Below are 24,902 nucleotides of genomic sequence, written 5' to 3' on the forward strand. Positions count from 1 at the left end.
AGCGGGTTCAGGCAGGCGGGGCCATGGCGTCGATCGCCTGAAGCTGCTTCGCTGCCGCCGCATCGCCGGCCTCGGCTTTTTCGAGCGCGCTTTCCAGCGCGGGATAGGGCGGCTCGCCCGCCTGCGCCCGGTCGATGGCGAGCGCCTCCAGATCGGCGAGCGGCGCAAGGATCGCCGCGCGTCGCGATCCGAGATCGGCCAGCGCATTTTGCCCCGCAATCCATGCCTCGCTTCCCGTCGCTGCACCCCGCGCCGCGCGGACAGCAGGGCGCGCCTGCCCGGCCGCACGGTCAAAGGCTGCAACTGCCGAGTCAAATCGCTTCATGGCGGCGTCGATCTTTGCGTCCAGCGCGGGGGCGGGCGCGACCGGTTGCGGTGGCACCTCAGCCACCGGCGCGTCGGGCCGCTCAACATCGCGGGGAAGCAGCGAGGGATAATCGCCCTGGCGACCGGCGCAGCCGGTGGCGAAAGCGAACAGGGCAAGCGCGAGCAAAGGGCGTTTCATATTTTTTCTCTATGCGGCAAAAAAAGGTGGCGCAACGGGGTTGCCATACCCCGAATCCCCTTCTATCAGGCCCATCTCTTGAGCGCCCGTAGCTCAGCTGGATAGAGCACCAGACTACGAATCTGGGGGTCAGAGGTTCGAATCCTTTCGGGCGCGCCATTTCCCGCTTCATGAAAATGAACGGCTGGCGACAGGAGACCGGAGCGTTTGCCACGCGCACGCTCCGGTCTCCGCCGCGCTAAAAAATCTCAAGACATTTTGATAGTTTTCGGCTTCATCACGTTGCCTTGTGTCCAAAACGTTTCTGCGCGTGTCGCGATTACCCGGTTTCCGCGATAAGTGCTGAAAATGGATGGTTTGGGGAAAGCGAGTATGTGCCCGCTGCTTGCCCTGTCCGGGTACCAAGCGGTCAATCGACAGGCGCAGCCTTCGTCATTGCAATACGGTCGTCGCTTGGTTCCGACCTTGCAGCGTATCCGGCACGGAGTGGGAAGCAAGGGACAGAAAGCAGCATATGCGCTAAGACCTTAGCGCACCGAAGCCTTTAGTATTGTTGGAAAACTGCCAAAAATGCCTTTGGGCAGAAAAAATTCGTTACAAAAATCCCCGTTGTGCGGTGCAAGGCGCATAATTATCGGACCATATCAGCGATCCTGTTTCCGATCGCGAACGATTTTTGGGAGATATTGTGGCAACTCAGCGATACGGTTTTCGCGATGCTGCGGCCTGGCTTCGTGAAATCATCGGACCGGATTCGGCTTATATCAAGCTGGGTATTGTCTATACTGTGGCGATCAGCCTGCTTTCGTTGGCGACGCCGATTTCGGTGCAATTGCTGATCAACAGCGTGGCGCGAACCGCGCTGCCGGCGCCGTTATGGACGTTATCGGCAATGCTGTTTTTGCTGTTGCTGCTGGTCGCGGCGCTGAGTTCGTTTCGCGTATATGTGATGTATCTGTTCGAACAGAGACTGTTCGCCCGGGTCGTTGCGGAGATTACGGTTCGCGCGGTGCATGCGCAGAACCCGTTCTTTGCCGATGAAAACCGGGGCCATTTGTTCAACCGCTATTTCGACCTGACGGTCGTACAGAAAGCGGTGCCGAGTCTGGTGATCGGCGCGTTCACGATCCTGCTTCGCGCCGCAGTCGGGCTGGCCGTCACCAGTTTCTATCATCCCTTTTTCCTCGCGTTCAACGCGATATTGGTGCTGATCGTTTTCGGCATCTGGGCCCTGTGGCGGCGCGGGGCAATTACGTCCGCCGTGGCGCTTTCGCATGCCAAGCATGAGGCGGCGCGCTGGCTGGAAAGCGTCGGCGCGTCGAACGGCTTTTATAAATCCAGCCGGCATATGAACTTCGCGATGGACCGCTCGGAACAGGTCACCCGAAACTATGTGACGACGCACCAGCGCTATTTCCGCTACAGCTTCGCACAGACGCTCGGCTTTTTCCTGCTCTATGCCGTGGCGAGTGCCGCGTTGCTGCTACTGGGCGGCACGCTGATCCTTCGCATGGAATTGTCGCTGGGCCAGCTGGTCGCCGCCGAGCTGATTCTGTCGGGGGTGTTTTACGGCATTTATCAGCTCGGCTGGTATCTCGACACTTTTTACGATCTGGTCGCGAGCTCGGAAGAATTGTCGCTGGTGTTCAGCATTCCGCAGGAAAGCGGCGTCGCCTCCGGCACTGCGCCGCGCGGCGGTGCGGTGAAGCTGCGCGATGTCGAGATTTCGGGTGCACGGCTGAATTTCGAAATGGCCAGCGGCGAACAGATTGTCGCGGTCGTCGAACCGGGGATCGAGCGGGTCCTGGCGCTGACGCTGAAACGCCATGCCAGCCCGGAACGGGGTATCGTTTCGGTGGGCGGACGTGAGCTCGGCGAATTCGACATGTATCTGCTGCGCACCGACATTGTCGTGCTCGACCGGCCGACGATCGTAGAGGTGACGATCCGCGAGTATCTCTCGCTTGCCGTGCCGTCCTCCGGCGGCGACATCATGGATGTGCTCGACGAGGTCGGGCTGACCGAGCGCATCGGCATGCTGCCCGAGGGGCTGGATACGCAGCTCGGCTCGTCGGGCGCACCGCTTTCGATCAGCGAGGTGATGTCGCTCAAACTCGCCAACGCCCTGCTTCGCCGGCCCAAGGTTCTGGTGCTGTCGCAGCTGTTCGACATGATGCCGACCGAGCGGCTGCAACGCGTGCTGACACTGTTCCGTGATACCGAAACGACGGTGCTGTTGTCGACGGTCCGTCCGGGCGCGATGGCAGCCGACGGCTATAAGTGGATCGGATGGAAGGAACAGCGCCGGTTCGAAAGCGAGCAGGCGCTGAGCGGCTTCCTTAAGGCGCGGGAGGCGCGCAATGGCTGATCAGCCGCTCTATCAGGAGCATTTCAGGACGCTGGCGGCGATGAAGCCGCCGCGCATCATGCGCGCCTTCGCATGGATGGTGGTGATCGGTATCGCGATCTCGGTCGCGATCCTGTTCTTCGTCCCCTGGGTCCAGACGGCGCAGGGTCAGGGTCAGGTGATCGCGCTCGACCCCGGCGATCGCATCCGGCAGGTGTCGTCGCTGGTCCCCGGCCGCGTCACGCAATTCTATGTGCATGACGGCCAGCATGTCGAGAAAGGCGATCCGATCGCACGCGTCGTCGATCTCGACCCCAATCTGATCGATCGGCTGGAGGCGGAACGGGCGCAGATCCGGGCGCAGATTGCCGCGATCGAGCAGGCGCGATCGGTGGCGGGCATCGATGTCCGGCGAACGCGGCAGCTGCTCGCCGAAGGGCTGGGGTCGCGCCGCGATTATGAACTGGCGCAGATCAAGGTTTCCGAAGCCGACGCCAAGCTTGCCGAGGCGAGAGCGGGCCTCAACCAGATCAATATCGAACTCAACCGCAATTCGGCGCAGGTCGTGCGTGCCCCGCGCGACGGGCGGGTGCAGCAGATCAATGCGGCTGCCGGTGGCGCGCTGATTTCCGCAGGCACGGTCCTCGCCGTGATCGCGCCCGAACGAATCGAGCGTGCGGTCGAACTGTTCATCAACGGCCGCGACGTCCCGCTGGTGCAGCCGGGTAGCCCGGTGCGGCTGGAATTCGAAGGCTTTCCCGCGATTCAGTTCAGCGGATGGCCGTCAATCGCGCAGGGCGTGTTCGACGGGCGGGTCCGCAATGTCGACCCTACTGCGCAGCCTTCGGGGCTGGTGCGCGTGCTGGTCGAACCCGCGCCCGGCAAGTCCGCATGGCCCGACCGGCGGTTCATTCGTCAGGGCAGCAAGGTCATGGGCTGGGTTCAGGGCGATACCGTATCGATCGGCTATGAACTATGGCGGCAGCTGAACGATTTCCCGCTGAATTTCGGTCAGCAAGCGACGAACAGCGCCGGCGGCGAAGGCGGCGGCAATAGCAATGCGGGCAGCAAAAGCCCGGCCGAGAGCGGCGGCAAGAAGGGGAAGTGATGCGCACCTTGTTGCTTCTGTCGCTGGCATTGTGCGCCCCTGCTGCGTTGTCGGCGCAAACGGTCGAACCGCTGCCGCGATCCCCGGCCGAGCGCACCGATATGTTGACGCTGCAAGAGGTGCTGCGCTCGTCCGCGCGCATGTCGCCGCAGATTATTGAGGCGCTGGCAAAGGTGCGCAAGGCGGACGGCGCCGCGCTGACCGCCGAAGGGGCGTTCGACACCGTTTTCGATGTCGACGGCAAAAGCCGCGTGCTCGGCTATTATGACGGGACGATCATCGAAGGGCGTGCAAAGCGTCCGCTAACCGATAATGGCGGCTATACCTATGGCGGCTATCGCGTCTCGCGTGGTGAATTCCCGGTCTATGAGAATGAGAATTACACCAATCAGCTGGGCGAGATTAAGATCGGCGGTCTTTATTCGCTGCTGCGCGACCGGCTGATTGATGAACGCCGGTCGGGCCGCGCGCTTGCCGCGCAGGATATCGACATTGCCCGGTTCGAAGCGCAGGCCGCCGCGATCGGTGTGCAGAGTCGCGCGATCGATGCCTATCAGAGCTGGGTCGCGGCGGGGCTTCGTCTGCACGTCTATCAGGAGCTGCTCGACCTTGCCGAAAGCAGGCGCAGCGGCATCCGGCGGCAGGTCGAACTGGGCGCGCGGCCCGATATTCTGCTGGTCGAAAATGAGCAGAATCTGATTCGCCGCCGTGCGCTCGTCGCTCAGGCTGAGCAGAATTTCGCCATAGCTGCCAATAAGCTGTCGCTTTATTATCGCGACGCATCGGGCAATCCGGTCGTGGTCGGCCCGGAGCGGCTGCCCGGTGATGCCAGCGCGCTGGCGCCGCTTGCTCCCGATCCGCGATTTCTGGTCGAGGAGCGTCCCGATGTGCAGACGCTGCTCGCACAGATCGACCAGTCGATGCTCCGTCTTGCCGTGGCCGAAAATGCACTGAAGCCGCGGCTCGACCTTAGCGGCACAGTGGGCAAGGATTTCGGCGCGATCGGTCCGGGCGGGAGCAGCCGGACTCCGCTGGAGGCGATTGTCGGCGTGCATTTTTCGGTGCCGCTGCAAAACCGCGCCGCGCGTGGAAAGATCGCGCAGGCTCAGGCGGAGATCGACGCGCTTACCGCGCGGCAGCGCTATCTGACCGATCAGATTCGTACTGAGGTGCAGAGCCTGAATATCGCGGTCGACGGTGCCGAAAAGCTGGCCGGGATCGCAGAGCGCGAACGCGACCTTGCCCGCCGGCTTGCCGCTGCCGAACGGCGCAGGTTCGAACTGGGGTCAAGCGACTTCTTCCTCGTCAATCAGCGCGAGGAAACCGCCGCTGATGCGCAAATCCGGCTGATCGAAGCGCAGGCCCGCATTGCCGGGGCGAAGGCCGAACTGTCCGCCGCCACCGCTGACGAGCGCGCGCTCGGACTGGAGGAACGATAGGGACCGGCGCTCAGGACGATCAATCGACGCGATCGCTGACCGAATCGATCAGCCGCCCGCCCGCCATGAACACCGCGACGGGGCAGGCTGCGAACATGATCCAGCCGGGATAGCCGGGCATTTGTTCCACATAATGCAACCCGCGTTCGACCGCGCCGGTGGCGAGCCCGTAAATGACCAGATAGGCCTCGAACTTGGTCTTGATGACGAAGAGGCGTTTGATGCGGGTCCACATGGCCCGAACCCAAGCAAGGTCCGGGCCAGGGGCGGAAATAAGGGCTATGTCCGCCGCGACAAGTGGTTAACTGTCAAGTAACCCGACAAGGTCGAGCGTTTCGAGCAGCGTGCGATGCGCCCGTTCGATATCGGCGATGAGCGCAGGGTCGCCGATCGAATCATGGTCGATCGCTTCGGGCCAATGCGCCTCGACCACCTTCGCGATCGCGTCGAGCTTTTCGTCATCGACCAGAAAGCGCGGATCAATCGTCGCGGGATCGGCGACGACGCGCAGCCGCAAACAGGCGGGGCCGCCGCCATTCGTCATCGACTGGCGGACATCGACGACCTCCAGCCTTCGGATCGGGCCGTTGCCGGCGACCATTTCCTGAAGCCAGTTCCACACATTGGTGAGCTCGCGCGCTTCTGCCGGAAGGACCAGCGCCATGCCGCCTTCAGGCAGGCTCACCAGCTGCGCATTGAAGAGATAGGAAGCAACGGCTTCGCGCAGCGACACCCGGTCGGCGGGCACTTCGACGACCTGAACACCGGGCATTTTCTCGTATAGCGCGACCTGAAACTCGGCTGGTTTCGCAAAGGCGAGCTGATGGGTGAAAAGGACATTTTCGTTGGCGACCGCCACCACGTCATTGTGGAACGCGCCAGCCGCAATGGCTTCCTCGGACTGCTGGACAAAGATCGTCTGATCGGGGTTCAGCCGATGCGCGCGCGCAATCGCTTCGCTGGCTTCGCGATGCTGGCGCGCAGGGAAGGGGCCGCCCGATACGCCGTACACGAAGATTTCGACGCCCGGCCGGCCATGCTGCGGACACAGCCGCATATGGTTGGCCGCGCCCTCATCGCCAAAGGGTGCCGGAACGGGGTCGTGCACCGCAAAGGCGGGATTGGCGAAGGCGAGGCGAAGCTGCGCCAGCGTGAAGGGCCATTCATGGCTGCGATGCGGCATGGTGACGAGATTGGCGGGCGTCAGATGGCACCGGCCGTCCAGCGTGTCCGGGGCAGGGGACACCGTCGCCGCATTCGCTGCCCACATCGATGACGCGGAGAGCGCCTGTGCTTTCAGATGCGGCGGCGCATCGGCATAATTGGTGGCAAGCGAGGCGAGCCAGCGATGATCGGGACGCGGCTGCGGCACGAAAATGCCCTGAGAAAGGCCGAGCGCGAGATTGGCGCGCATCTTGCCCACCCCCTCCAGCGCGGCGGCGCGCGGTGATGAGGGGCGACCGCGATTGGTCGTCGCGGCCAGATTGCCGAGGCTCAGCCCCGCATAATTATGGCTGGGGCCGATCAGGCCGTCGAAATTGATTTCCATCAGCGCCATAAGATCACCGTTCGATATAAGAGAGCGTGTCACCGGCCGCGACGCCCAGCGCCTGCGCCCCGGCGACGTCGAGCGTGATTGCGCCGTCGTCCTCGGCCGAGACCCGGCCATATGCGGCACGGAAATCGGTCAGCCTGCCGGTGGCGAGCAACACGTCCTCGCTGCCCTCCCCGATATGCGCAATTTCTGCATCGCGCGCATTTTCGATGGTACGGACGCGATCGGTCGGCGCGATCATGGTCGGGCCGCCGTCGAAAATATCGACATATTTCTCATACTGAAATCCTTCGCGCTCCAGCATCCGCATCGCGGCGCGACCGGTGGGATGGGGCAGGCCGATCACCTGCCGCGCGCTGTCGGGCAGCATCGCGATATAGATCGGATGTTTGGGCATCAGATCGGCGATGAACTGATTGCCGTGCACGGCATTGAATTCGTCGGCTTCCTGAAAGCTCATGCCGAAAAACCGCCCGGCGACCCCGTCCCAGAAGGGCGATCCGCCGCCTTCATCGATGATCCCGCGAAGCTCGGCGAGCACCCGGTCGGCGAAGCGGGCGCGATGCGCGCGGATGAAGAGATAGCGGCTGCGCGCGAGCAGCATGCCCAGCCCCCCGGCACGTTCATTGGGGTGGAGGAACAGGCCGCCGACCTCGGAACAGCCTTCCAGATCATTGGTCAGGTTGAGCAGTTCGGCGCGAAAGGTGCGGCCCAGCTCCTCGCTATGTTTGGTCAGTGTGCCGATGCGATAGCTGTAAAAGGGCCAGCGCTGCCCTACCTGGGTGAAAATCTGGCACGTGCCGCGCACCTCGCCGGTTTCGATATTTTCGAGGACGAGGACGAACAGTTCGTCCTCGATCCCGTCATCGGTGCGGGCAAAGGCGGCCTCGCTGCGCGTCAGCTTGCCGCGAAGTGCGTCGCGGTCGGGCGGCAGGTTGGTGAACCCCCCGCCGGTCAGCTTCGCCATTTCATACAGATATTGCAGATCGTCCTGCCGCGCGGCGCGAATGCGAAAGCTCATAGCTGCCCCCGTTCGGCAATGCGCAACATGGTGACGGCGGAAAGCGCCGCGCGTTCGTTCAGGCTTTCGGGGATCATGAACTCTTCCGAAGAGTGAATGGCGCCGCCGCGAACGCCCATGGTGTCGACCACAGGAACCCCGCAAGCAGCGATATTGTTGCCGTCGCACACCCCGCCGGTGGCTTTCCACGCGACCGGGATCGAAAGATCCTGGCCGACCTGTTTGACCAGCCCGAACAGCCGCTCCGCCCCCGCATCGATCGGTTTGGGCGGGCGGTTGAAGCCGCCATGGACATGGATGCGGACATCGTGGCGCGTCTCCGCTTCGCCGACGATCCGGTCGATAAAGCCTTTGGCGCGTTCGATCTCCGCCTCGGCTCGCGGGCGGAAATTGACGCGCAGCACGGCAAGGTCGGGGACGACATTGTTCGGTCCGCCGCCGTCGATCCGGGCGGGATTGACCGAAAGCTCAGGCCCCTTTTCCGCCATCAGCCGAACGGCGATGTCGGCGGCAGCGACGATAGCATTGCGGCCGTCATCGGGATTGCGTCCGGCATGCGCGCTCTTGCCATGCACCACGATCGAGAAATTGCCGGTCCCGCCGCGCGCTCCGGCAAGCGTGCCGTCGGGAAGCGCAGGCTCATAGGTCAGCGCCGCGACCTTGTTCTTCGCCGAACGGGCAAGCAGCGCGGCGGAGGAGAAGGAGCCCGTTTCCTCGTCCGAATTGATCACCACTTCATAGCCGATCCGATCGGCGAGCGAGGTCGCCTCGACCGATTTCAGCGCGGCGAGCAGCAGCGCAAGCCCCCCCTTCATGTCGGCAGCGCCCGGTGCGTTCAGACTGCCGTCATCCAGCCAGCGGCTGTCCTGAAAGGGATGGTCGACCTGAAACACCGTGTCCATATGGCCGGTGAACAGCATCTGCACCGGGGCGTCGGGGCGCACAGTCAGGTGGAGATGCCGGCCATGGTCGAGCGGGTGACTTTCCCCCGCAACATCGACTGAGTCATGCGGGTCGGGTTCGACCAGCTCGACCTCCCCCGGCAAGGCCGAAAAGGCATCGCTCAGCATACGCGCCATCGTTGCCAGCCCGTCGATATTGCGGGTGCCGCTGTTCACCGCGACCCATTTTTCGACATTCGCCAGCATCGGTTCATCCGCGATTCGTTCGATCGCGATAGTTTCATCTTTTGAAAGCGTCATGGGCCGGGTGTAACCCCAAGGCGCGACGGGGTGAAGGGTCAGAACTCGTAGACGACCGATGCGCGGCTGATCGTATCCATCGACTGCACCTTGTCGCGCGGCTGGCTCTCATACTGAATCTGATAAGAAAGCTGGCCCGATACCGGTCCGAACAGTTTCGCGTTCAGGCCGGTGTTGGTCGAAACCGTGCTGTTGCCGCGCTGAAGATAGCCCGATGCGTCCTGCGAAAAGGAAACCGCCGGGCTCAGTTTCCAGCGAAAGCTGGCCGAACCGCGCAGCGCCGGGCTGCTGTCCAGACCCTCGGTCACATAATCGGTGCGGCGATAGGCGGGGCCGAGTTCGAGATCGAGACTCATCCCCGGCCGGTTGATCGCCGAATAACCAGCACCGGTCGATGCCGAATAGCGATTGTCATAGCCGAGGAAATGATCGCTTTCATACTGAAACGCGCCATAAATATAGAGGTCGTCGTGCAGCTTGTAGTTCGGCTCATAGGCGGCGAGATAATGGCGACGCGTGGTGGTGCCGGCGCTGCGCTGATAATCGGCGACGAGCTTCAGCCGGTGACGCCAGTCAAGCCCTTCGCGCGTCAGATTGGCCTGGCCGCTGAGGCCGGTATTGTTGGTATTGCCGGTGGTGAAATAGCCGCCGATCTGCACCGATCCTTTGACCAGTTCGAAGAAATCGGCCTCTTTCAGATGCTTTTTGCGCTGTGCGGTGCGTGCCGATTTCCAGTCGCTGACGAGTTTGTTGATCTCATCGGCGCTGTCGGGATCGGCGAGGCTCGCATATTTGGCAACCGTATTCACTTCTCCCTCATTCCCCGAATCCATCGCGGCGCTCAGCATCGCCTGAATCCGCGGAGAGATCGGCAATGGTTCGGGCGGCAATGCCGCCTGAGCCGAGGCGATGGCGGGAAACCCGGCAAGGGCAATCAGAAAGGAGAAAAAAGTACGCACGGCGAAACTATTAAGTCCGGTTTAAGGCGATTTGAAGGACGCCGTTTCGCAAGGCGGCGCTATCCGCCGATCCGGGATAGCGGTTCGTCGAAAAGTTCGAACAGTCGGCGATACAGGTCGCGCTTGAACGTCACGATCGCTTCCGGCACCTCGCTCGGTTCGGCCCAGCGCCATGCGCGAAATTCGGGATGTTCGGTCTGAATATCGATATCGCTGTCCTCGCCGGTGAAGCGGAACAGGAACCAATGCTGCCGCTGACCGCGATATTTGCCGCCCCAGATCTTTCCTACCAGCTCAGGCGGAAGGTCATAATAAAGCTCCTCGCCCGCATCGGCGATGAATTCGACCTTCTCGGGGGCGATACCGGTTTCCTCCCGCAATTCGCGAAGCGCGGTGTCGCGGGGACGTTCGCCCGGATCGATCCCGCCCTGCGGCATTTGCCACGCCTCCAGCGTCGAATCGAGCCGCTGTCCGACAAAGATATTGCCATGCCGGTTCACCAGCATCACGCCCGCACATGGGCGATAGGGAAGGTCTTTGGGGTCGGTCATCGTGCAGCCTGTTCCATGACGCGCTCACCCTCAGCCTCGGCGAGCATCTGTTTGAGTGCGAGCAGCGCGCTTCGATAATCGCTCTGGCTCGACGGGATCGCCTTTCGCAGCGTGATGAAGCCGTGGATATTGCCCTTCGCCTCGCGATAGGCGGTAGGGATGCCCGCCTCGATCAGCGCGGCGGCATAGGCTCTGCCCTGATCGCGTAAGGGGTCGAGCCCGGCGGTGAGCACCAAAGCGGGCGGAAGCCCCTCAATGCTGCCCTGCATCGGCGATCCGCGCGGATCGTTCACATCGGCCTGATAGGCGCGGTCGAACCAGCGCATCGAATCGCGGGTGAGCAGATAGCCCTCGGCAAATTCGCGGAAGGAAGGATATTCCTTGGCCATATCGGCGGCGGGATAGATGGGGAATTGCGCGATCACCGGAACGGCGGCCGGGACATCGCGAAGCGCCATCGCGGTGATGATGGTGAGCGAACCGCCCGCGCTGTCGCCGCTCAGCACCAGTCCGGTGACCGATCGGCCAAGCGCTTCAGGGCTGCCCGCGACCCAGCGCGCCGCTGCCTCGCAATCGTCCGGGGCGGCGGGCCAGCGATGTTCGGGCGCGAGCCGATAGTCGATCGAAATCACCGGCAGGTCGAGCGTGCGCGCCATCTCCGCACAGGCGGGTGCATGGGTGTCGATATCGCCGATGACGAACCCGCCGCCATGGAAGAATACGACCGCCGGGCCGGGTACGCGCTCCGCACGCGCATCGAACAGCTGCGCGCGAAGCTCGCCGGCAGGGCCGGGCAGGGTCAGGTCGCGGACCACCGCCAGTTCGCCCGTCGGCAGATCGGCCAGGTCGCGCATGCCCAGATATTGCTTGCGCGCCGCAGGGGCGTCGAGCTCATGCATTTTCGGTGCCGGGACATTTTCGACAAAGTCGAGAAACGTTCGGACATCCTGGCGGACAAACGGATCGCTCAACTGCTTCTCCTGATCTGACGGTCGGCATGGCGAAAGCCGGGCCGGGCCCCTAGATAGGGGCGGTGATCGCCATCGTCCATCACCCCGATTATGTCGCTCCGGCCCCGGCGCGCAGCACCTATCAATGGAATAAGAACGGCCTGATCCGCGACCTTCTGCATTGTGAAGGTGAGCGGATCGACTGGCACGAACCGCAAGCCAGCCCTGTCGAATGGCTGGAGGCAGTGCACGACCCCGATTATGTCGCTGAGGTGCTGGAGGAGCGGATGCCGCCCGAAAAGACCCGGCGCATCGGCTTTCCGGTAACGGCGCAGGTGGCGCGCCGGTCGCAGGCGGTGGCGGGCGGCACCTATCTCGCCGCGCGGATCGCCATGGCGCAGGGCTTTGCCGCGAACAGCGCGGGCGGAAGCCATCATGCGCTGCACAGCACGGGAGCGGGATATTGCGTGTTCAATGATCTGGCCGTCGCCGCGCATCGGATCGCTGAGGAGCGCCTCGCCGAACGCATCCTGATCGTCGATTGCGATGTGCATCAAGGGGACGGTACTGCATCGCTGCTCGCCGGACGATCGGATATCGCCACCTATTCGATCCATGCCGAGAAGAATTTTCCGGCGCGAAAGGCGCAATCGACACTGGATATCGCCCTGCCGGACGGGACCGGGGATGACGCGTATCTCGCCGCACTGTCGGACAGCCTGACCCCGATGATCGATATGTTCGCACCCGATCTGATCCTGTATCAGGCGGGCGTCGATCCGTTTGCCGGGGACCGGCTGGGGCGGCTGTCGCTGACGCTGGACGGGCTGGTCCGGCGCGACCGTTGGATCGCGCATGCGGCAATTGCGCGCCGGGTGCCGCTGGCGAGCGTGGTCGGCGGCGGATACGGCATCGACGCGCTGGAAGTCGCGCGCCGCCATGTCGCGACGATCCTCACCCTCGGCAGCGCCTTTGAAAAGCATTGGTTGCAGGGGGAGAGGGGTTTTCTACCTTTAGGTCGGTCCGGGAGAGGCGTAGAGATTCCCACGATTACAAAAACGTGACTACAGGAAGATCCGCAATGGCAACTGCCGTGCATAAGGTAACTCCGCAGGACGCCGGGGCCAGTCCGCCGCCCGAGGCCGTCGTGGTCCGTTTCGCCGGCGATTCGGGTGACGGCATGCAGCTGACCGGCGGCCAGTTCACGCTTTCGACCGCGCTGACCGGCAATGATCTTGCCACCTTTCCCGACTTTCCGGCGGAAATCCGGGCGCCGCAGGGCACCTTGTTCGGCGTGTCTGCCTTTCAGATCAATTTCGGTTCGACCGCGATCGAAACCGCGGGCGATGCGCCCGATGTGCTGATCGCAATGAACCCCGCCGCGCTGAAAGTGAATGTCGAGGCGCTGAAGCCCGGCGGGCTCATTATTGCCGATGAGGGCGAGTTTTCGGACCGCAATCTCGCCAAGGCGAAATATGATGCCAATCCGCTGGAGGATGACAGCCTCGCCAGATGGCAGCTGATGAAGCTCAACATTTCGCAGCTGACGCTCGACGCCGTAAAGCCGTTCGGCCTCGGCAATAAAGAGGCGCTGCGTTGCAAGAATATGTGGACGCTGGGCCTTGCGCTCTGGATGTTCGACCGCGATCGCCAGCCGATTATCGATTGGCTGAAAGCGAAATTCGCAAGGGCGCCCGAGCTTGCCGAGGCGAACATTGCAGCGCTGAATGCGGGCCATGCTTATGGCGAGACGGCCGAGCTCGGCGGTCAGGTCGGGCAGATGTCGGTGCCCGCCGCTGCGGTGGAGGCGGGGCTGTACCGCACGGTCACCGGTGCGGAATCGATCAGCATGGGGCTGGTCGCGGGGGCGCAGCTCGCCCGGCTGCCGATGTTTTTCGGCGGCTATCCGATCACGCCTGCCAGCGCGATCCTGCACCATCTGTCGCGGCTGAAGGAGTTCGGCGTCACGACCTTTCAGGCGGAGGATGAGATTGCGGCGGTCGCTGCGGCGATCGGCAGCAGCTATGCCGGGCAGCTCGGCGTTACTTCTTCGTCCGGGCCGGGCATTGCGCTGAAGACCGAAGCGATCGGCCTTGCCATCATGACCGAATTGCCGCTGGTCGTCGTCAATTCGCAGCGCGGCGGCCCTTCGACCGGCCTGCCGACCAAGACCGAGCAGTCCGACCTGTATCAGGCGGTCTATGGCCGCAACGGCGATGCGCCGATGCCGGTGATCGCCGCGCGCTCCGCAGCCGATTGTTTCGATGTCGCGATCGAGGCGTGCCGGATCGCCACCCAATATATGACCCCGGTGATGCTGCTGACCGACGGCTATATCGCCAATGCCGCCGAGCCGTGGAAGGTGCCCGATATGAGCACCTATGAAGCTTTCCCGGTGCAGTTTCTGGAAGAAGCGCCCGAGGGCGGGTTCCAGCCCTATGCCCGTAATGACAGGCTCGCACGGCCCTGGGTCAAACCGGGGACGCCGGGCCTGCTCCATCGGATCGGTGGGATCGAGAAGAAGGCGGGCAGCGGCAATATCGATTACAGCCCCGAAAACCATCAGGCGATGACCGATCTTCGTGCGCGCAAGGTCGCCGGGATCAGCGTGCCCGATCAGGCAATCGAAATCGGCGAAGCGGGCGGCAAGCTTGCCGTGGTCGGCTGGGGATCGACCTTCGGCCCGATCACGCAGGCGGTGCGCCGCGCGCGCAAGCGCGGGCTGGACGTCAGCCATATCCACATCCGCCATATCTGGCCCTTGCCCGCCAATCTGGGCGAATTGCTGAAAAGCTACGATCAGGTGCTGGTGCCGGAAATGAATACCGGCCAGCTCAAAACATTGCTGCGCGATCAATATCTGATCGACGCCCGATCGCTGAACAAGGTATCGGGCCAGCCCTTCCGCATCGCCGAGATCGAGGATGCGATCGGGGCGGCGCTGGCATGATCCGCAACGCCCATAACCGCATTGCTGCGAATGCAGGAATCCAGTGCACCGGAATATAGCGACTGCTGCTCTGGGCTCCTGCTTTCGCAGGAGCACCGGGGCGGGACGACGACAGTAAACCACGAAGGCAAAGCGCCATGAACGAGATGACCCCCGTCAAGACGACGCTGAAGGATTGGGAAAGCGACCAGGAGGTCCGCTGGTGCCCCGGTTGCGGCGATTATGCGGTGTTGAAAGCGGTGCAGCGGACGATGCCCGATCTGGGCGTGGCGCGCGAGAATACCGTGTTCATTTCAGGGATAGGCTGCTCCAGCCGCTTTCCTTATTATATGGAAACCTATGGCTTCCACACGATTCACGGTCGGGCACCCGCCGTGGCTACGGGCGTGAAGCTCGCCAATCCCGATCTCGATGTGTGGATCATCACCGGCGACGGCGATGCGCTGTCGATCGGCGGCAACCATATGATGCATTTGCTGCGCCGTAACCTGAACACGCAGATCCTGTTGTTTAACAACGAGATTTATGGCCTGACCAAGGGGCAATATTCGCCGACCAGCCGGGTGGGCACGCGCAGCCCCTCAACCCCCTTCGGATCGGTCGACAGCCCGGCAAGTCCCTGCGCCTTCGCGCTTGGTTCGGGCGCACGTTTCGTTGCGCGCGGTATCGATGTGCACAAGAATTTGCCCGACGTGCTGAAAGCCGCGCATGCCCATCAGGGCGCTGCCTTTGTCGAAATCTTCCAGAATTGCATCGTCTATAATGACGATGTCTTCGCGCCCTTCACGGCAAAGCCCAATGCAGCGGCGAACCAGCTATGGCTCACGCACGGCGAACCGATGCTGTTCGACAAGGGCAGCAAGGGGATCGCGCTCGATATCGCCAGCCTGTCGCTGAAGGTCGTCGATGTGGCAGACCGTGACTGGAAATCAGCGGGCGTGCTGGTGCATGACCGGACGAACCGAACCATGGCGCATATGCTGGTCGAAATGACCGATGGTCCGGTCGCGCTGGGTGTGCTGTATGATGACCCCCGACCGACATTCGACAGCGCAGTGATCGAGCAGAACCGCGCGGTGAGCGAGGGCAAGAAACCGGACCTGCAGAAGCTGGTGTCGCAGGGCCAGACCTGGCAGGTAACCAAGCAGCCGCACGAGATGTGACCGGGCACCGCCCTTCGATGCCACGGAACAAGCACCGGCGGGCGGACATTCTCTCCTAACGCGTTGAACGATTAGGGAGAAAATAATGCGTATATCCTATCTCGTCGCCGGATGTGCGGCAGCGGCACTGCTGAGCGGCTGTGGTGATCCGGACAACGAAACCGCCACCAATGCGAACGGGAATATCGTTGCTGCGGTGCCGGTAGAGACGGTCGCAGTGGTCGATTACGACCTTACTCCCGAACAGCAGACACGCCGCGACGCGGTAGATATGACCGCCTATCGCACCGAGGTGCAGAAATATCAGGACGAGGATCGCAGCGGACGGAACGGCGATTCCGGAATGTCGGGCGATCAGGCGATGGGCGATAGCGGCGCCGACAACGGCACGATGGGCAATATGCAGAGCGCCGCCGGGCAGGGGCAGGCGGCAACCATGAGCTTCGACCAGCTCGACCGCAATGATGACGGCAAGCTGTCAGTCGCTGAATTCGCTATCTATTCGGTCGGTCTCGACGCCGATGCGCAAAAGCCGAACGATCAGAACAAGCCCTATGCGACCGACGATCAGCTCAATCGCGCGGCGGACGGGTTTTTCCACTTCGACACCAATGGCGACAGCTATTTGCAGCCCGGTGAATTTGCCGCTGCAAAGACTGCGATGGCTTCCGGGGGAAATCGCTAGCACCTGACGACGGGGTGTCGATCCTCTGCGCCCCTTCTCCCTTCCCGGCAGGGGGAAGGGGCCGAATTGCGATCGGAGCGGGATTTGCTAGCGTGCGCGCCACTGGCGTGAACACAGGAATATCTGAATGAGCGACCCCGTTTTGCTGTGGCTGCGGCGCGACCTCCGCCTGTCGGATCAGCGCGCGCTGGTTGCCGCCGCGCACGAAGGACCGGTGGTGCCCGTCTATGTGCTCGATGACGACACCGCGCAGCATCGCAAAATGGGTGCTGCTTCGCGCTGGTGGCTGCACCATAGCCTGAAAAGCCTCGATGCGTCGCTGCGCGAAAAAGGATCGCGGCTGATCCTGCGGCGCGGACGGTGCGAAGAGGAGCTGGCACAGGTGGCCGAAGCCATGGGCGCGACACGTGTGCACTGCATCCGTCATTACGAACCCTGGTGGCGCAACGCCGAACGTGCGGTGGCAAAGGTACTCGACCTGTGCTGCCATGACGGCAATTATCTCCGCCCGCCCGGCATGGTGACAACCCAATCGGGCGATCCGTACAAAATCTACACGCCGTTCTGGCGCGCTCTGAAAGAGGTTATGCCGCCGGACGAACCGCTCGAACGGCCGCACAGGATCGACGCGCCGGACCAGTGGCCGGAGAGCGACGATCTGAATGAATGGAAGCTGCTTCCGACCAGTCCGAACTGGGCAAAAGGGTTTTCGGACTGGGAGCCGGGCGAGAGCGGCGCGCGCAAGCGGATCGATGCGTTTCTGAACGCGGCCGCCGAATATGACGGGCAGCGCGATCTGCCGGGCGTGGAGGGAACGTCGCGCCTGTCGCCGCATCTCCATTTCGGCGAGGTATCGCCCGGCTATGTCTGGCACCGCACCGCTGATGCCGGCGGATCGGTCGATGTGTTTCTGGGCGAGCTTGGCTGGCGCGATTATGCGCAGAATGTCATCCTGCAATTCCCGAAATATGCGTCGGAAAATGCGCGCGAACGCTTCGACGATTTCAACTGGCGCGACTTTCGCTCCTCGACCGTGCGGGATGAGTTCGACGCCTGGAAGGCGGGGCGGACCGGCTATCCGATCGTCGATGCCGGGATGCGGCAGCTATGGGCGACGGGATGGATGCACAATCGCGTGCGGATGATCGCGGCGAGTTTCCTCATCAAACATCTGCTGATCGACTGGCGCGAGGGTGAAAAATGGTTCTGGGACACGCTGGTCGATGCCGATTACGCATCGAACGCGACCAACTGGCAATGGGTGTCGGGGACGGGGATCGATTCGAACATGTTCGGGCGGATCATGGCGCCGCTGAAACAGTCAGAGAAGTTCGGTGCGGCGGACTATATCCGCTTATGGGTGCCCGAGCTTGCCGATCTGTCGGACGACGCGATCCACGATCCGGAGGCGGCGGGGTGCAGGCCGGACGATTATCCCGAAAAGCTGATCGGGCATAAGCCGGCGCGCGAGCGGGCTCTGGCGGCGAATAGTAAGATACGGTGAGGGGGGCGGAAGAAGGACCGTGCTTCGACAGGCTCAGCACCAACGAGGGTCTACAGGCAGTGACATTTGTGCGCCCGCCCGTCGTCACCCCGGACTTGTTCCGGGGTCCACCGTTCCGCACAGCTATCAGCTGTTTTCCAAGTCGCACCGTAGATGCCGGAACAGGTCCGGCATGACGATGGCCCGGAGTAAGTACCGCTTGCCCTGACCTGTCGAAGCGCCGTACCTATCCCTCGACGCGTTCGAAATGGCCCGGTTCGAACTCCCCGGCCAGCAGCGCGGCAATACGATCCGCCACCACTTCCGGGGTCTTCAGCGTGTTCGGATCTTCACCCGGAAATGCGCGCGCGCGCATTTTGGTGCGAGTGGCGCCGGGATCAATCACCGCGACGCGGACGGCGGCGATATTCTCGACTTCCTTGCCATAGCTGAGCAGCAGATTTTCGAACGCCGCCTTGGACGCACCATACATGCCCCAATAGGCACGCGGATCGCGGGCGACACTCGACGTCAGGCCGATGACGCGCCCCGCCACCGATTTGCGCAGCATCGCGTCGAACGATCCGATCAGCGCTGCCTGTGCGCTGACGTTCAGCGTGAGCACCTGCGCCAGTTCCTTCGGGTCGAACGCATTCACTGCGCCCAGTGAGCCGAGCGAAGCAGCGTTGAGCACCAATATGTCGAGCCGGTTCCACCGTTCCTCGATCGCAGCGGCGAGGCGAGCGACGCTGTCGCCTTCGGCCAGATCCATCGGCGCGATCGTGGCGGTGCCGCCCGCATCGTGGATCGCCTCCTCGACCGCTTCCAGCCCGCCCGCCGTCCGTGCGGTCAGAATGACATGCGCGCCTGCCTTACCCAGCGCGATGGCGGTGGCAGCGCCGATCCCCCGGCTGGCACCGGTGACGAGCGCGATTTTATCGGCGAGCGGACGGTCGGTCATCGAAGCTCCGAAGACGAATTGGCTGTTCGTAGGGAAGGGTGCGGATCAGCCGACCCGCTCTTTCAATACCGCGAACTGGTCCACCGCAGCGACATCGTCCTGATCGGTGAGGTTCGTCGGATAATCGCCGGTGAAGCAGGCATCGCAATATTTGGGGCGCACATCGGCGCGCGCCGCTTCGCCCAGCGCCTTGTACAGACCGTCGATCGAAATGAACGACAGGCTGTCGGCATGGATATAGTCGGTCATTTCCGGCGTGTTGAGCCGCGCCGCGAGCAGTTTCGCCCGTTCCGGCGTATCGACGCCGTAATAGCAGCTATGCCGGGTCGGCGGGCTGGCGATCCGCATATGCACTTCGGCAGCGCCCGCATCGCGCATCATCTGCACGATCTTCAGGCTGGTCGTGCCGCGAACGATCGAATCATCGATCAGCACCACCCGCTTGCCGCTGATCAGCGCGCGATTGGCATTGTGCTTCAGCTTCACGCCGAGATGGCGCACCTCATCGCGCGGCTGAATGAAGGTCCGGCCGACATAATGCGAGCGGATGATCCCCAGTTCGAAGGGAATGCCCGATTGCTGGGCATAGCCGATCGCAGCTGGAACGCCCGAATCGGGAACCGGAATGACAAGGTCGGCCTCGACCGGGCTTTCGATCGCGAGCTGCGCACCGATTTCCTTGCGTACCGAATAGACCGAGCGGTCATCGGCAATCGAATCGGGGCGTGAGAAATAGACCCATTCGAAGATGCACGGCCGCGAAGGCTGTTTGCCGAAGGGGTGAAGCGAACGCGTTTCGGTGCCCTGCACGATGATCAACTCGCCCGGCTCCACCTCGCGTTCGAACGTCGCGCCGCAGACATCGAGCGCGACCGATTCGGATGCAAAGATCACCGAATCGCCCAGACGCCCCATCACCAGCGGCCGGATGCCCAGCGGATCGCGGCAGGCGATCATGCCTTCGGGCGTCATGCAGATCAGCGAATAGGCGCCCTCGACCCGCTTCAGCGCGTCGATGAACTTGTCGAGCAGCGTGCGATAGCTGCTTGTCGCGACGAGGTGGATGATCACCTCGGTATCGCTCGTCGACTGGAAGATCGATCCCTGCCGGACCAGATCGCGGCGCAGGCGCATCGCATTCGACAGATTGCCGTTATGCGCCACCGCGAATCCGCCGCTGGCGAGGTCGGCATAAAGCGGCTGCACATTGCGCAGTGCCGTTTCGCCGGTGGTGGAGTAGCGGACATGCCCCACCGCCGCTTCGCCGGGCAGCGCGCGGATCACATCGTCGCGGTCGAAATTGCCCGCGACATGCCCCATTGCGCGGTGAACATGGAATTCGCCGCCGTCGAAACTGACGATCCCGGCGGCCTCCTGCCCGCGATGCTGCAGCGCGTGCAGGCCAAGCGCTGCGAGGGCGGAAGCGTCCGTTGCGCCGGAGATGCCGAATACGCCGCACTCTTCGCGCAGCTTGTCGTCGTCAAATGGATTGGTGGTAAACATGCGATCCCATCGCGTTACTGCCTTGGCGCGGCATATAGGGATTGTTGAGCGCTTTGTCGCCCTTTTGTCATATGTTGTTGAACTCCCCCGTTTTCCGCGCGTTTTTGGGGCAGGAAAGCGAAGGAGACGGGCAATGACGAAGAATCATGGCAGCCAGATCAAGGACGATAAGCTCTACGAGGATCTGCGCGAGGACGGCGCGTCCAAGGAAAAGGCGGCGCGAATCGCAAATGCCAAATCCAATGACAATCTGGACCATAAGGGCACCAGGCTTGAGGACCGGACGAAAGACGAATTGTACGAAGAGGCGCAGGAAATCGGCATTGAAGGCCGGTCGAAGATGAGCAAGGACGAGCTGATCGACGCCATCCGATCGCATTGACGGCGTTTCCCTCCGCCCCGGGCTGGCCTATGTCCTGACCATGAACAAGAATCGCGAAACCGGGGCGGTGCTCGACCCCAAATATGATGCCTCCGGCCTGATTACGGCCGTTGCGACCGATGCCGTCACCGGTGAGGTGCTGATGGTCGCGCATATGGATGCCGAGGCGCTGGAGCGGACCCGCGAAACCGGCGAGGCGCATTTCTATTCGCGCAGCCGCGCCCGGCTTTGGAAAAAGGGCGAGAGCAGCGGCAATGTGCTTCGCGTGGTCGAGGCGCGCATCGATTGCGATCAGGACTCGGTATGGCTGCGCGTCGAACCTGCCGGACCGACCTGCCATACCGGAGCGCGCAGCTGCTTCTATCGTCAGATACAGCCGGACGGACTGCACCGCGTCGATTGAGGCGCATGTGCGGGCCGCATTGCAAGGCCCGTGCTCGCGCATCGCATTGACGTTCACGTAAAGGGAAGCTATATCCGGAATATGGCTTCGAATCATGCATTGGGTGCGGCGCTCGCACCGATCGCGCAGCGGACCGACCGCGAGACTTTTTCGATTTCCGACCTGTCGAGCGAATTCGGCGTCACCGCGCGGGCGCTGCGTTTTTACGAGGATGAAGGGCTGATCTCGCCCGAGCGGCGCGGCCTTTCGCGTATCTATTCGCATCGCGACCGGGCGCGGCTCGCCTGGATTTTACGCGGCAAGCGGGTGGGGTTCAGCCTCGCCGAAATTCGCGAAATGATCGATCTCTACGATGTCGGGGATGATCGCCGCGTCCAGCGTGAAGTCACGATCCAGAAATGCCGCGAGCGTATCGACACGCTGCAGTCGCAGCGCCGCGACATCGATGCGGCGATCGCAGAGCTTCAGGAATTTCTCGAGCTGATCGACCAGAAGGCTTCGCAAAACCACTAATCACAAAATCACAGGCAAGGATCATAAAGGCATGCCGCAATATACTCCCCCCGTCCGCGACACCCGCTTCATCCTGGATGAGGTGATCGGGCTCGAAAAATATTCCAGCATTCCCGGTTTTGCCGGTGCCACGCCCGATATCGTGAACGCGGTTCTGGAAGAAGGCGGCAAGTTCGTCGCCGAGGTGCTGTTCCCGCTGAACCAGAGCGGCGATCACGAAGGCTGCACCCGGCATGACGACGGCAGCGTCACCACGCCCAAGGGGTTCAAGGAAGCCTACAAGCAATTCGTCGAAAGCGGCTGGGGCACCTTGTCCGCGCCCGAGGAATTTGGCGGGCAGGGCATGCCGCACACCGTTTCGACCGCCTATCAGGAATATATGATCTCCGCGAACATGGCCTTTGCCATGTATCCCGGCCTGACGCATGGCGCGATTGCCGCGATCCTCGCCACCGGCTCGCAGGAGCAGAAGGAAAAGTTCGTTCCGAAGATGGTGTCGGGCGAATGGGGCGGCACCATGAACCTGACCGAGCCGCAATGCGGCACCGATCTGGGCCTGATCCGCACCAAGGCTGAGCCTCAGGCGGATGGCAGCTACAAGATCACCGGCACGAAGATTTTCATCTCGTCGGGCGAGCATGACCTTACCGACAATATCATCCATCTGGTGCTGGCCAAGACGCCGGGCGCGCCGGATACGTCGAAGGGTATTTCGCTGTTCATCGTGCCCAAATTCATCGTGCACGACGATGGTTCGCTGGGCGAGCGGAACGGCGTTAGCTGCGGCTCGATCGAACATAAGATGGGCATCCACGCCAATTCGACCTGCGTCATGAATTATGACGATGCGACCGGATATCTGGTCGGCGAGGAGATGAAGGGGCTGGCCGCGATGTTCATCATGATGAACGCGGCGCGTCTGGGCGTTGGCCTTCAGGGGCTTGGCGTTGCGGAAACCGCCTATCAGAATGCGGTGCAATATGCACAGGACCGGCGTCAGGGCCGTGCACTGACCGGCCCAAAAGAGCCGGAGGAAAAGGCCGATACGCTGTTCGTCCATCCCGATGTCCGCCGCATGCTGATGGAAGCAAAGGCGCTGACCGAAGGCTTACGCGCGCTGTGCCTGTGGGGTGCGCTTCAGGTCGACCTTTCGCACGAAGCGGAGGACGAGGAAGCGCGTCAGCTCGCCGACGATCTGATCGGCCTGCTGACCCCGGTCATCAAGGGCTATGGCACCGACAAGGGCTATGACATCGCGACCAATGCGCAGCAGGTCTATGGCGGCCATGGCTACATCGCCGAATGGGGCATGGAGCAATATGTCCGCGATGCGCGGATCGCGATGATCTATGAAGGCACCAACGGCGTGCAGGCGATGGACCTTGTCGGGCGCAAGCTGCCCCGCAATGGCGGCCGCGCGGTACAGGCGTTCTTCAAGCTGGTGACCGATGAAGTTGCCGAGGCGAAGGGCAATGCGAAGCTGAACGATATCGTCGAAGCGCTGGAAAAGGCGCTGGGCCAGCTTCAGGCGGCAACCATGTGGTTCATGGCGAACGGCATGAAGAATCCCGATCAGGTCGGCGCGGGCGCGCACAGCTATATGCACCTGATGGGTATCGTCGCGACCGGGCTGATGTGGCTGCGCATGGCGACCGCCGCGCAAAAGGCGATCGATGCGGGCGAGGGCGATACGGCGTTCTATGAAGCCAAGCTCGTCACTGCGCGCTTCTTCGCCGAGCGGGTGATGCCCGATGCCGGCGCGCTGCGTCGCAAGATCGAGGGCGGCTCGGACAGCATCATGGCGCTCGAACCCGAAATGTTCGTTCGCGCCTAACCTTTGTCATCGCCTCTGGTGCCCGCCGCGCTGGTCGCGGCGGGAACCGACGGGGTTTCGGATTTCCGCCGTACGCCCGACAAGACCGGGCTGTCCGGCACGGCGTCTTTCGGCGTCCCGGCAAGCGGCTGCGCCTCGGCCGGCCGCTTTTGTGCATTTTTGCCATCGTCGGACAGCATATCGCCGGGTCTGCGCACCATGCAGGTTGCATCGGCGATCGTCGGATAGATGCGGCAATTCCATAGCGACTTTTCATATCCCAGCGACCGGTCGCGCAGATAGCTGAACGCCATGCCGTTGAGTGCCGACGGCGATAGCGGCAGCGCCGAGGGCTTTTGTCCGTCGGGCAGCCAGGCGAGGAATTTGCAATATTTTCGGGCACCGCAGGCCCTTAAGGCCAGTGTCGACAACGTGGCCGGATCAAGCTTCGGGTCGAGCGTGACGAGGAACAGATCGTCATTGGTCGCGGTCGGTCTGGGAAGCTCCGCATCCGCGAGCGTTGCCGCGTCCTGTCCGGTCGCGCCCGACGGATCGGTCGCCGCGCCTGCATCATCGCCTGCATGGGCGGGAAAGCGATCGCCCAGCGCAGCGATGCGCGGTTCGCCACCGCTATAGACCATGCGGAAGGCGGGCGGAGTTCCCCACCAGCCGGTCCAGCGGAAGAAGAGATGACTGCCGACCCTGGCGATCTTGTCAAGGCTGGCGCTCCAATAAGGGACTACCCAGTCGGTGTGATAATGGGTCGCGGTGCCGACGCGGCGGTCCACCCGGCCCGAAAGCGCCTGTTCGGCGACCGTGCGGGCGCGCTTCCACGCTGTATCGCTCCAGACATGCGCCAGCGCACCGTCGCAGGTGAAAGTGAACTGACATCCGGTGCTGCGCTCCGACCCTTCGAACACCACCCCGCAAACCGTGCGCTGAAATGCCGGATGGCGGACGCGGTTGAGGACGACCTGCGCCACCGCACGTTCGCCGTCGCTGTCATCTCCCGCCTCATAGAGTTCGGCGGTGGCGAGGCAGTCGAGCGCACGCTGGCGGTCGAGATCATTGCCTTTGAACCGGAACGGGCGTGCGGGCGGTGTTGGACCGCGCACAAAGGGGATGGAGGCGTTATAGGCGCGTGCCTCGTCCGGCGTTACCGGCTTCATCTCGACCGGCTCGACCGGAGGAAGCACGGTCGGCGGCACGACCTTGCCGTGCCGGACCGGCGCGCGGCTCGGCTGCATCGGCACGTCCGGGCCATAAGCGACCAGCAACGCGGGCAGGGCGACGGCGGCTGCCCCCAGCATCCAGAGGACAGCGCGCAGCCGCATCGAATGCAGCCGCGCGCCATTACCGGGTACGCCGCCCCCCACCGGGACCGAAGGCGAGGACGCCATCGGCGATGC

The 24,902-nt window shown here is 62.9% G+C and carries 23 protein-coding genes and 1 tRNA gene; 13 read left to right on the forward strand and 11 right to left on the reverse strand.

What is annotated here, in order from left to right; translation table 11 throughout:
• Window positions 1–7: 7 nt before the first annotated feature.
• Window positions 8–505: a hypothetical protein gene (locus EV664_RS00300; RefSeq protein WP_133493712.1), complete on the reverse strand. Its 498-nt coding sequence runs from the start codon at window positions 503–505 to the stop codon at window positions 8–10.
• 82 nt (window positions 506–587) lie between these two features.
• Between EV664_RS00300 and EV664_RS00305 the strand changes: the two genes are divergently transcribed.
• The 4 genes from EV664_RS00305 to EV664_RS00320 all read left to right on the forward strand — a co-directional run bounded on the left by EV664_RS00305 (window position 588) and on the right by EV664_RS00320 (window position 5,399).
• Window positions 588–664: transfer RNA gene (locus EV664_RS00305), tRNA-Arg, on the forward strand.
• A gap of 529 nt (window positions 665–1,193) precedes the next feature.
• A complete protein-coding gene (locus EV664_RS00310) occupies window positions 1,194–2,873 on the forward strand; it encodes an ABC transporter transmembrane domain-containing protein (RefSeq protein WP_133493713.1) in 1,680 nt (559 codons plus the stop codon).
• Window positions 2,866–3,960, forward strand: a complete 1,095-nt coding sequence (locus EV664_RS00315; protein ID WP_211338434.1) for an efflux RND transporter periplasmic adaptor subunit — start codon at window positions 2,866–2,868, stop codon at window positions 3,958–3,960. The genes EV664_RS00310 and EV664_RS00315 overlap by 8 nt, the downstream gene beginning before the upstream one ends.
• The gene (locus EV664_RS00320) at window positions 3,960–5,399 is read left to right on the forward strand and encodes a TolC family protein (RefSeq protein ID WP_133493714.1); all 1,440 of its coding nucleotides are present in this window, start codon (window positions 3,960–3,962) and stop codon (window positions 5,397–5,399) included. Before EV664_RS00315 ends, EV664_RS00320 begins: the two co-directional genes overlap by 1 nt.
• A 19-nt stretch (window positions 5,400–5,418) precedes the next feature.
• Here EV664_RS00320 and EV664_RS00325 read toward each other — a convergent pair whose 3' ends face one another.
• The 7 genes from EV664_RS00325 to EV664_RS00355 form a co-directional block, all read right to left on the reverse strand.
• Complete coding sequence (locus EV664_RS00325) at window positions 5,419–5,634, reverse strand: hypothetical protein (RefSeq protein ID WP_133493715.1); 216 nt, start codon at window positions 5,632–5,634, stop codon at window positions 5,419–5,421.
• Window positions 5,635–5,700: 66 nt separating this feature from the next.
• Window positions 5,701–6,957, reverse strand: coding sequence for an N-succinylarginine dihydrolase (locus EV664_RS00330; protein WP_133493716.1), 1,257 nt, complete (start codon window positions 6,955–6,957; stop codon window positions 5,701–5,703).
• A gap of 4 nt (window positions 6,958–6,961) precedes the next feature.
• Window positions 6,962–7,975 (reverse strand): arginine N-succinyltransferase, encoded by a 1,014-nt coding sequence (locus EV664_RS00335; protein ID WP_133493717.1) that lies wholly within the window; start codon window positions 7,973–7,975, stop codon window positions 6,962–6,964.
• Complete coding sequence (locus tag EV664_RS00340; protein ID WP_133493718.1) at window positions 7,972–9,177, reverse strand: hydrolase; 1,206 nt, start codon at window positions 9,175–9,177, stop codon at window positions 7,972–7,974. The genes EV664_RS00335 and EV664_RS00340 overlap by 4 nt, the downstream gene beginning before the upstream one ends.
• Window positions 9,178–9,215: 38 nt before the next feature.
• Window positions 9,216–10,136 carry a DUF481 domain-containing protein gene (locus tag EV664_RS00345; protein ID WP_229668014.1) on the reverse strand — a complete coding sequence of 307 codons (921 nt, stop codon included), beginning with the start codon at window positions 10,134–10,136 and terminating at the stop codon, window positions 9,216–9,218.
• A 59-nt stretch (window positions 10,137–10,195) separates the two neighbouring features.
• Window positions 10,196–10,687, reverse strand: a complete 492-nt coding sequence (locus tag EV664_RS00350; protein ID WP_133493719.1) for an RNA pyrophosphohydrolase — start codon at window positions 10,685–10,687, stop codon at window positions 10,196–10,198.
• On the reverse strand, window positions 10,684–11,658 hold the full coding sequence (locus EV664_RS00355; RefSeq protein ID WP_229668015.1) for an alpha/beta hydrolase: 975 nt from the start codon (window positions 11,656–11,658) through the stop codon (window positions 10,684–10,686). The genes EV664_RS00350 and EV664_RS00355 overlap by 4 nt, the downstream gene beginning before the upstream one ends.
• A 62-nt stretch (window positions 11,659–11,720) precedes the next feature.
• On the opposite strand from EV664_RS00355, the gene EV664_RS00360 reads away from it, so the two are divergent.
• From EV664_RS00360 to EV664_RS00380, 5 genes are all read left to right on the forward strand, one after another.
• A complete protein-coding gene (locus EV664_RS00360; protein WP_133493720.1) occupies window positions 11,721–12,701 on the forward strand; it encodes a histone deacetylase family protein in 981 nt (326 codons plus the stop codon).
• 17 nt (window positions 12,702–12,718) lie between these two features.
• The gene (locus EV664_RS00365; protein WP_133493721.1) at window positions 12,719–14,587 is read left to right on the forward strand and encodes a 2-oxoacid:acceptor oxidoreductase subunit alpha; all 1,869 of its coding nucleotides are present in this window, start codon (window positions 12,719–12,721) and stop codon (window positions 14,585–14,587) included.
• Window positions 14,588–14,724: 137 nt separating this feature from the next.
• Complete coding sequence (locus tag EV664_RS00370; protein WP_133493722.1) at window positions 14,725–15,750, forward strand: 2-oxoacid:ferredoxin oxidoreductase subunit beta; 1,026 nt, start codon at window positions 14,725–14,727, stop codon at window positions 15,748–15,750.
• A gap of 85 nt (window positions 15,751–15,835) precedes the next feature.
• Entirely contained in the window at window positions 15,836–16,435 is a 600-nt protein-coding gene (locus EV664_RS00375) for an EF-hand domain-containing protein (protein WP_133493723.1), read from the forward strand.
• Between the two features lie 127 nt (window positions 16,436–16,562).
• Complete coding sequence (locus EV664_RS00380; protein ID WP_133493724.1) at window positions 16,563–17,939, forward strand: cryptochrome/photolyase family protein; 1,377 nt, start codon at window positions 16,563–16,565, stop codon at window positions 17,937–17,939.
• Between the two features lie 226 nt (window positions 17,940–18,165).
• Here EV664_RS00380 and EV664_RS00385 read toward each other — a convergent pair whose 3' ends face one another.
• Complete coding sequence (locus EV664_RS00385) at window positions 18,166–18,879, reverse strand: SDR family NAD(P)-dependent oxidoreductase (protein ID WP_133493725.1); 714 nt, start codon at window positions 18,877–18,879, stop codon at window positions 18,166–18,168.
• Between the two features lie 45 nt (window positions 18,880–18,924).
• The gene (gene purF, locus EV664_RS00390) at window positions 18,925–20,382 is read right to left on the reverse strand and encodes an amidophosphoribosyltransferase (RefSeq protein ID WP_133493726.1); all 1,458 of its coding nucleotides are present in this window, start codon (window positions 20,380–20,382) and stop codon (window positions 18,925–18,927) included.
• 133 nt (window positions 20,383–20,515) lie between these two features.
• Between purF and EV664_RS00395 the strand changes: the two genes are divergently transcribed.
• The 4 genes from EV664_RS00395 (at window position 20,516) to EV664_RS00410 (ending at window position 23,514) form a co-directional block, all read left to right on the forward strand.
• Window positions 20,516–20,764, forward strand: a complete 249-nt coding sequence (locus tag EV664_RS00395; protein ID WP_133493727.1) for a DUF7218 family protein — start codon at window positions 20,516–20,518, stop codon at window positions 20,762–20,764.
• A 40-nt stretch (window positions 20,765–20,804) separates the two neighbouring features.
• Window positions 20,805–21,167: a phosphoribosyl-AMP cyclohydrolase gene (hisI, locus tag EV664_RS00400; protein ID WP_133493728.1), complete on the forward strand. Its 363-nt coding sequence runs from the start codon at window positions 20,805–20,807 to the stop codon at window positions 21,165–21,167.
• A gap of 81 nt (window positions 21,168–21,248) precedes the next feature.
• Window positions 21,249–21,680, forward strand: a complete 432-nt coding sequence (locus tag EV664_RS00405; protein ID WP_133493729.1) for a MerR family transcriptional regulator — start codon at window positions 21,249–21,251, stop codon at window positions 21,678–21,680.
• A 31-nt stretch (window positions 21,681–21,711) separates the two neighbouring features.
• Window positions 21,712–23,514, forward strand: a complete 1,803-nt coding sequence (locus tag EV664_RS00410) for an acyl-CoA dehydrogenase C-terminal domain-containing protein (protein WP_133493730.1) — start codon at window positions 21,712–21,714, stop codon at window positions 23,512–23,514.
• Here the strand turns inward: EV664_RS00410 and EV664_RS00415 are convergent.
• The gene (locus EV664_RS00415; protein ID WP_229668016.1) at window positions 23,511–24,893 is read right to left on the reverse strand and encodes a cell wall hydrolase; all 1,383 of its coding nucleotides are present in this window, start codon (window positions 24,891–24,893) and stop codon (window positions 23,511–23,513) included. The genes EV664_RS00410 and EV664_RS00415 overlap by 4 nt on opposite strands.
• Between the last annotated feature and the right edge of the window lie 9 nt (window positions 24,894–24,902).

The sequence above is a fragment of the Stakelama pacifica genome (assembly GCF_004361835.1).
Classification (GTDB): Bacteria; Pseudomonadota; Alphaproteobacteria; order Sphingomonadales; family Sphingomonadaceae; genus Sphingomonas; species Sphingomonas pacifica.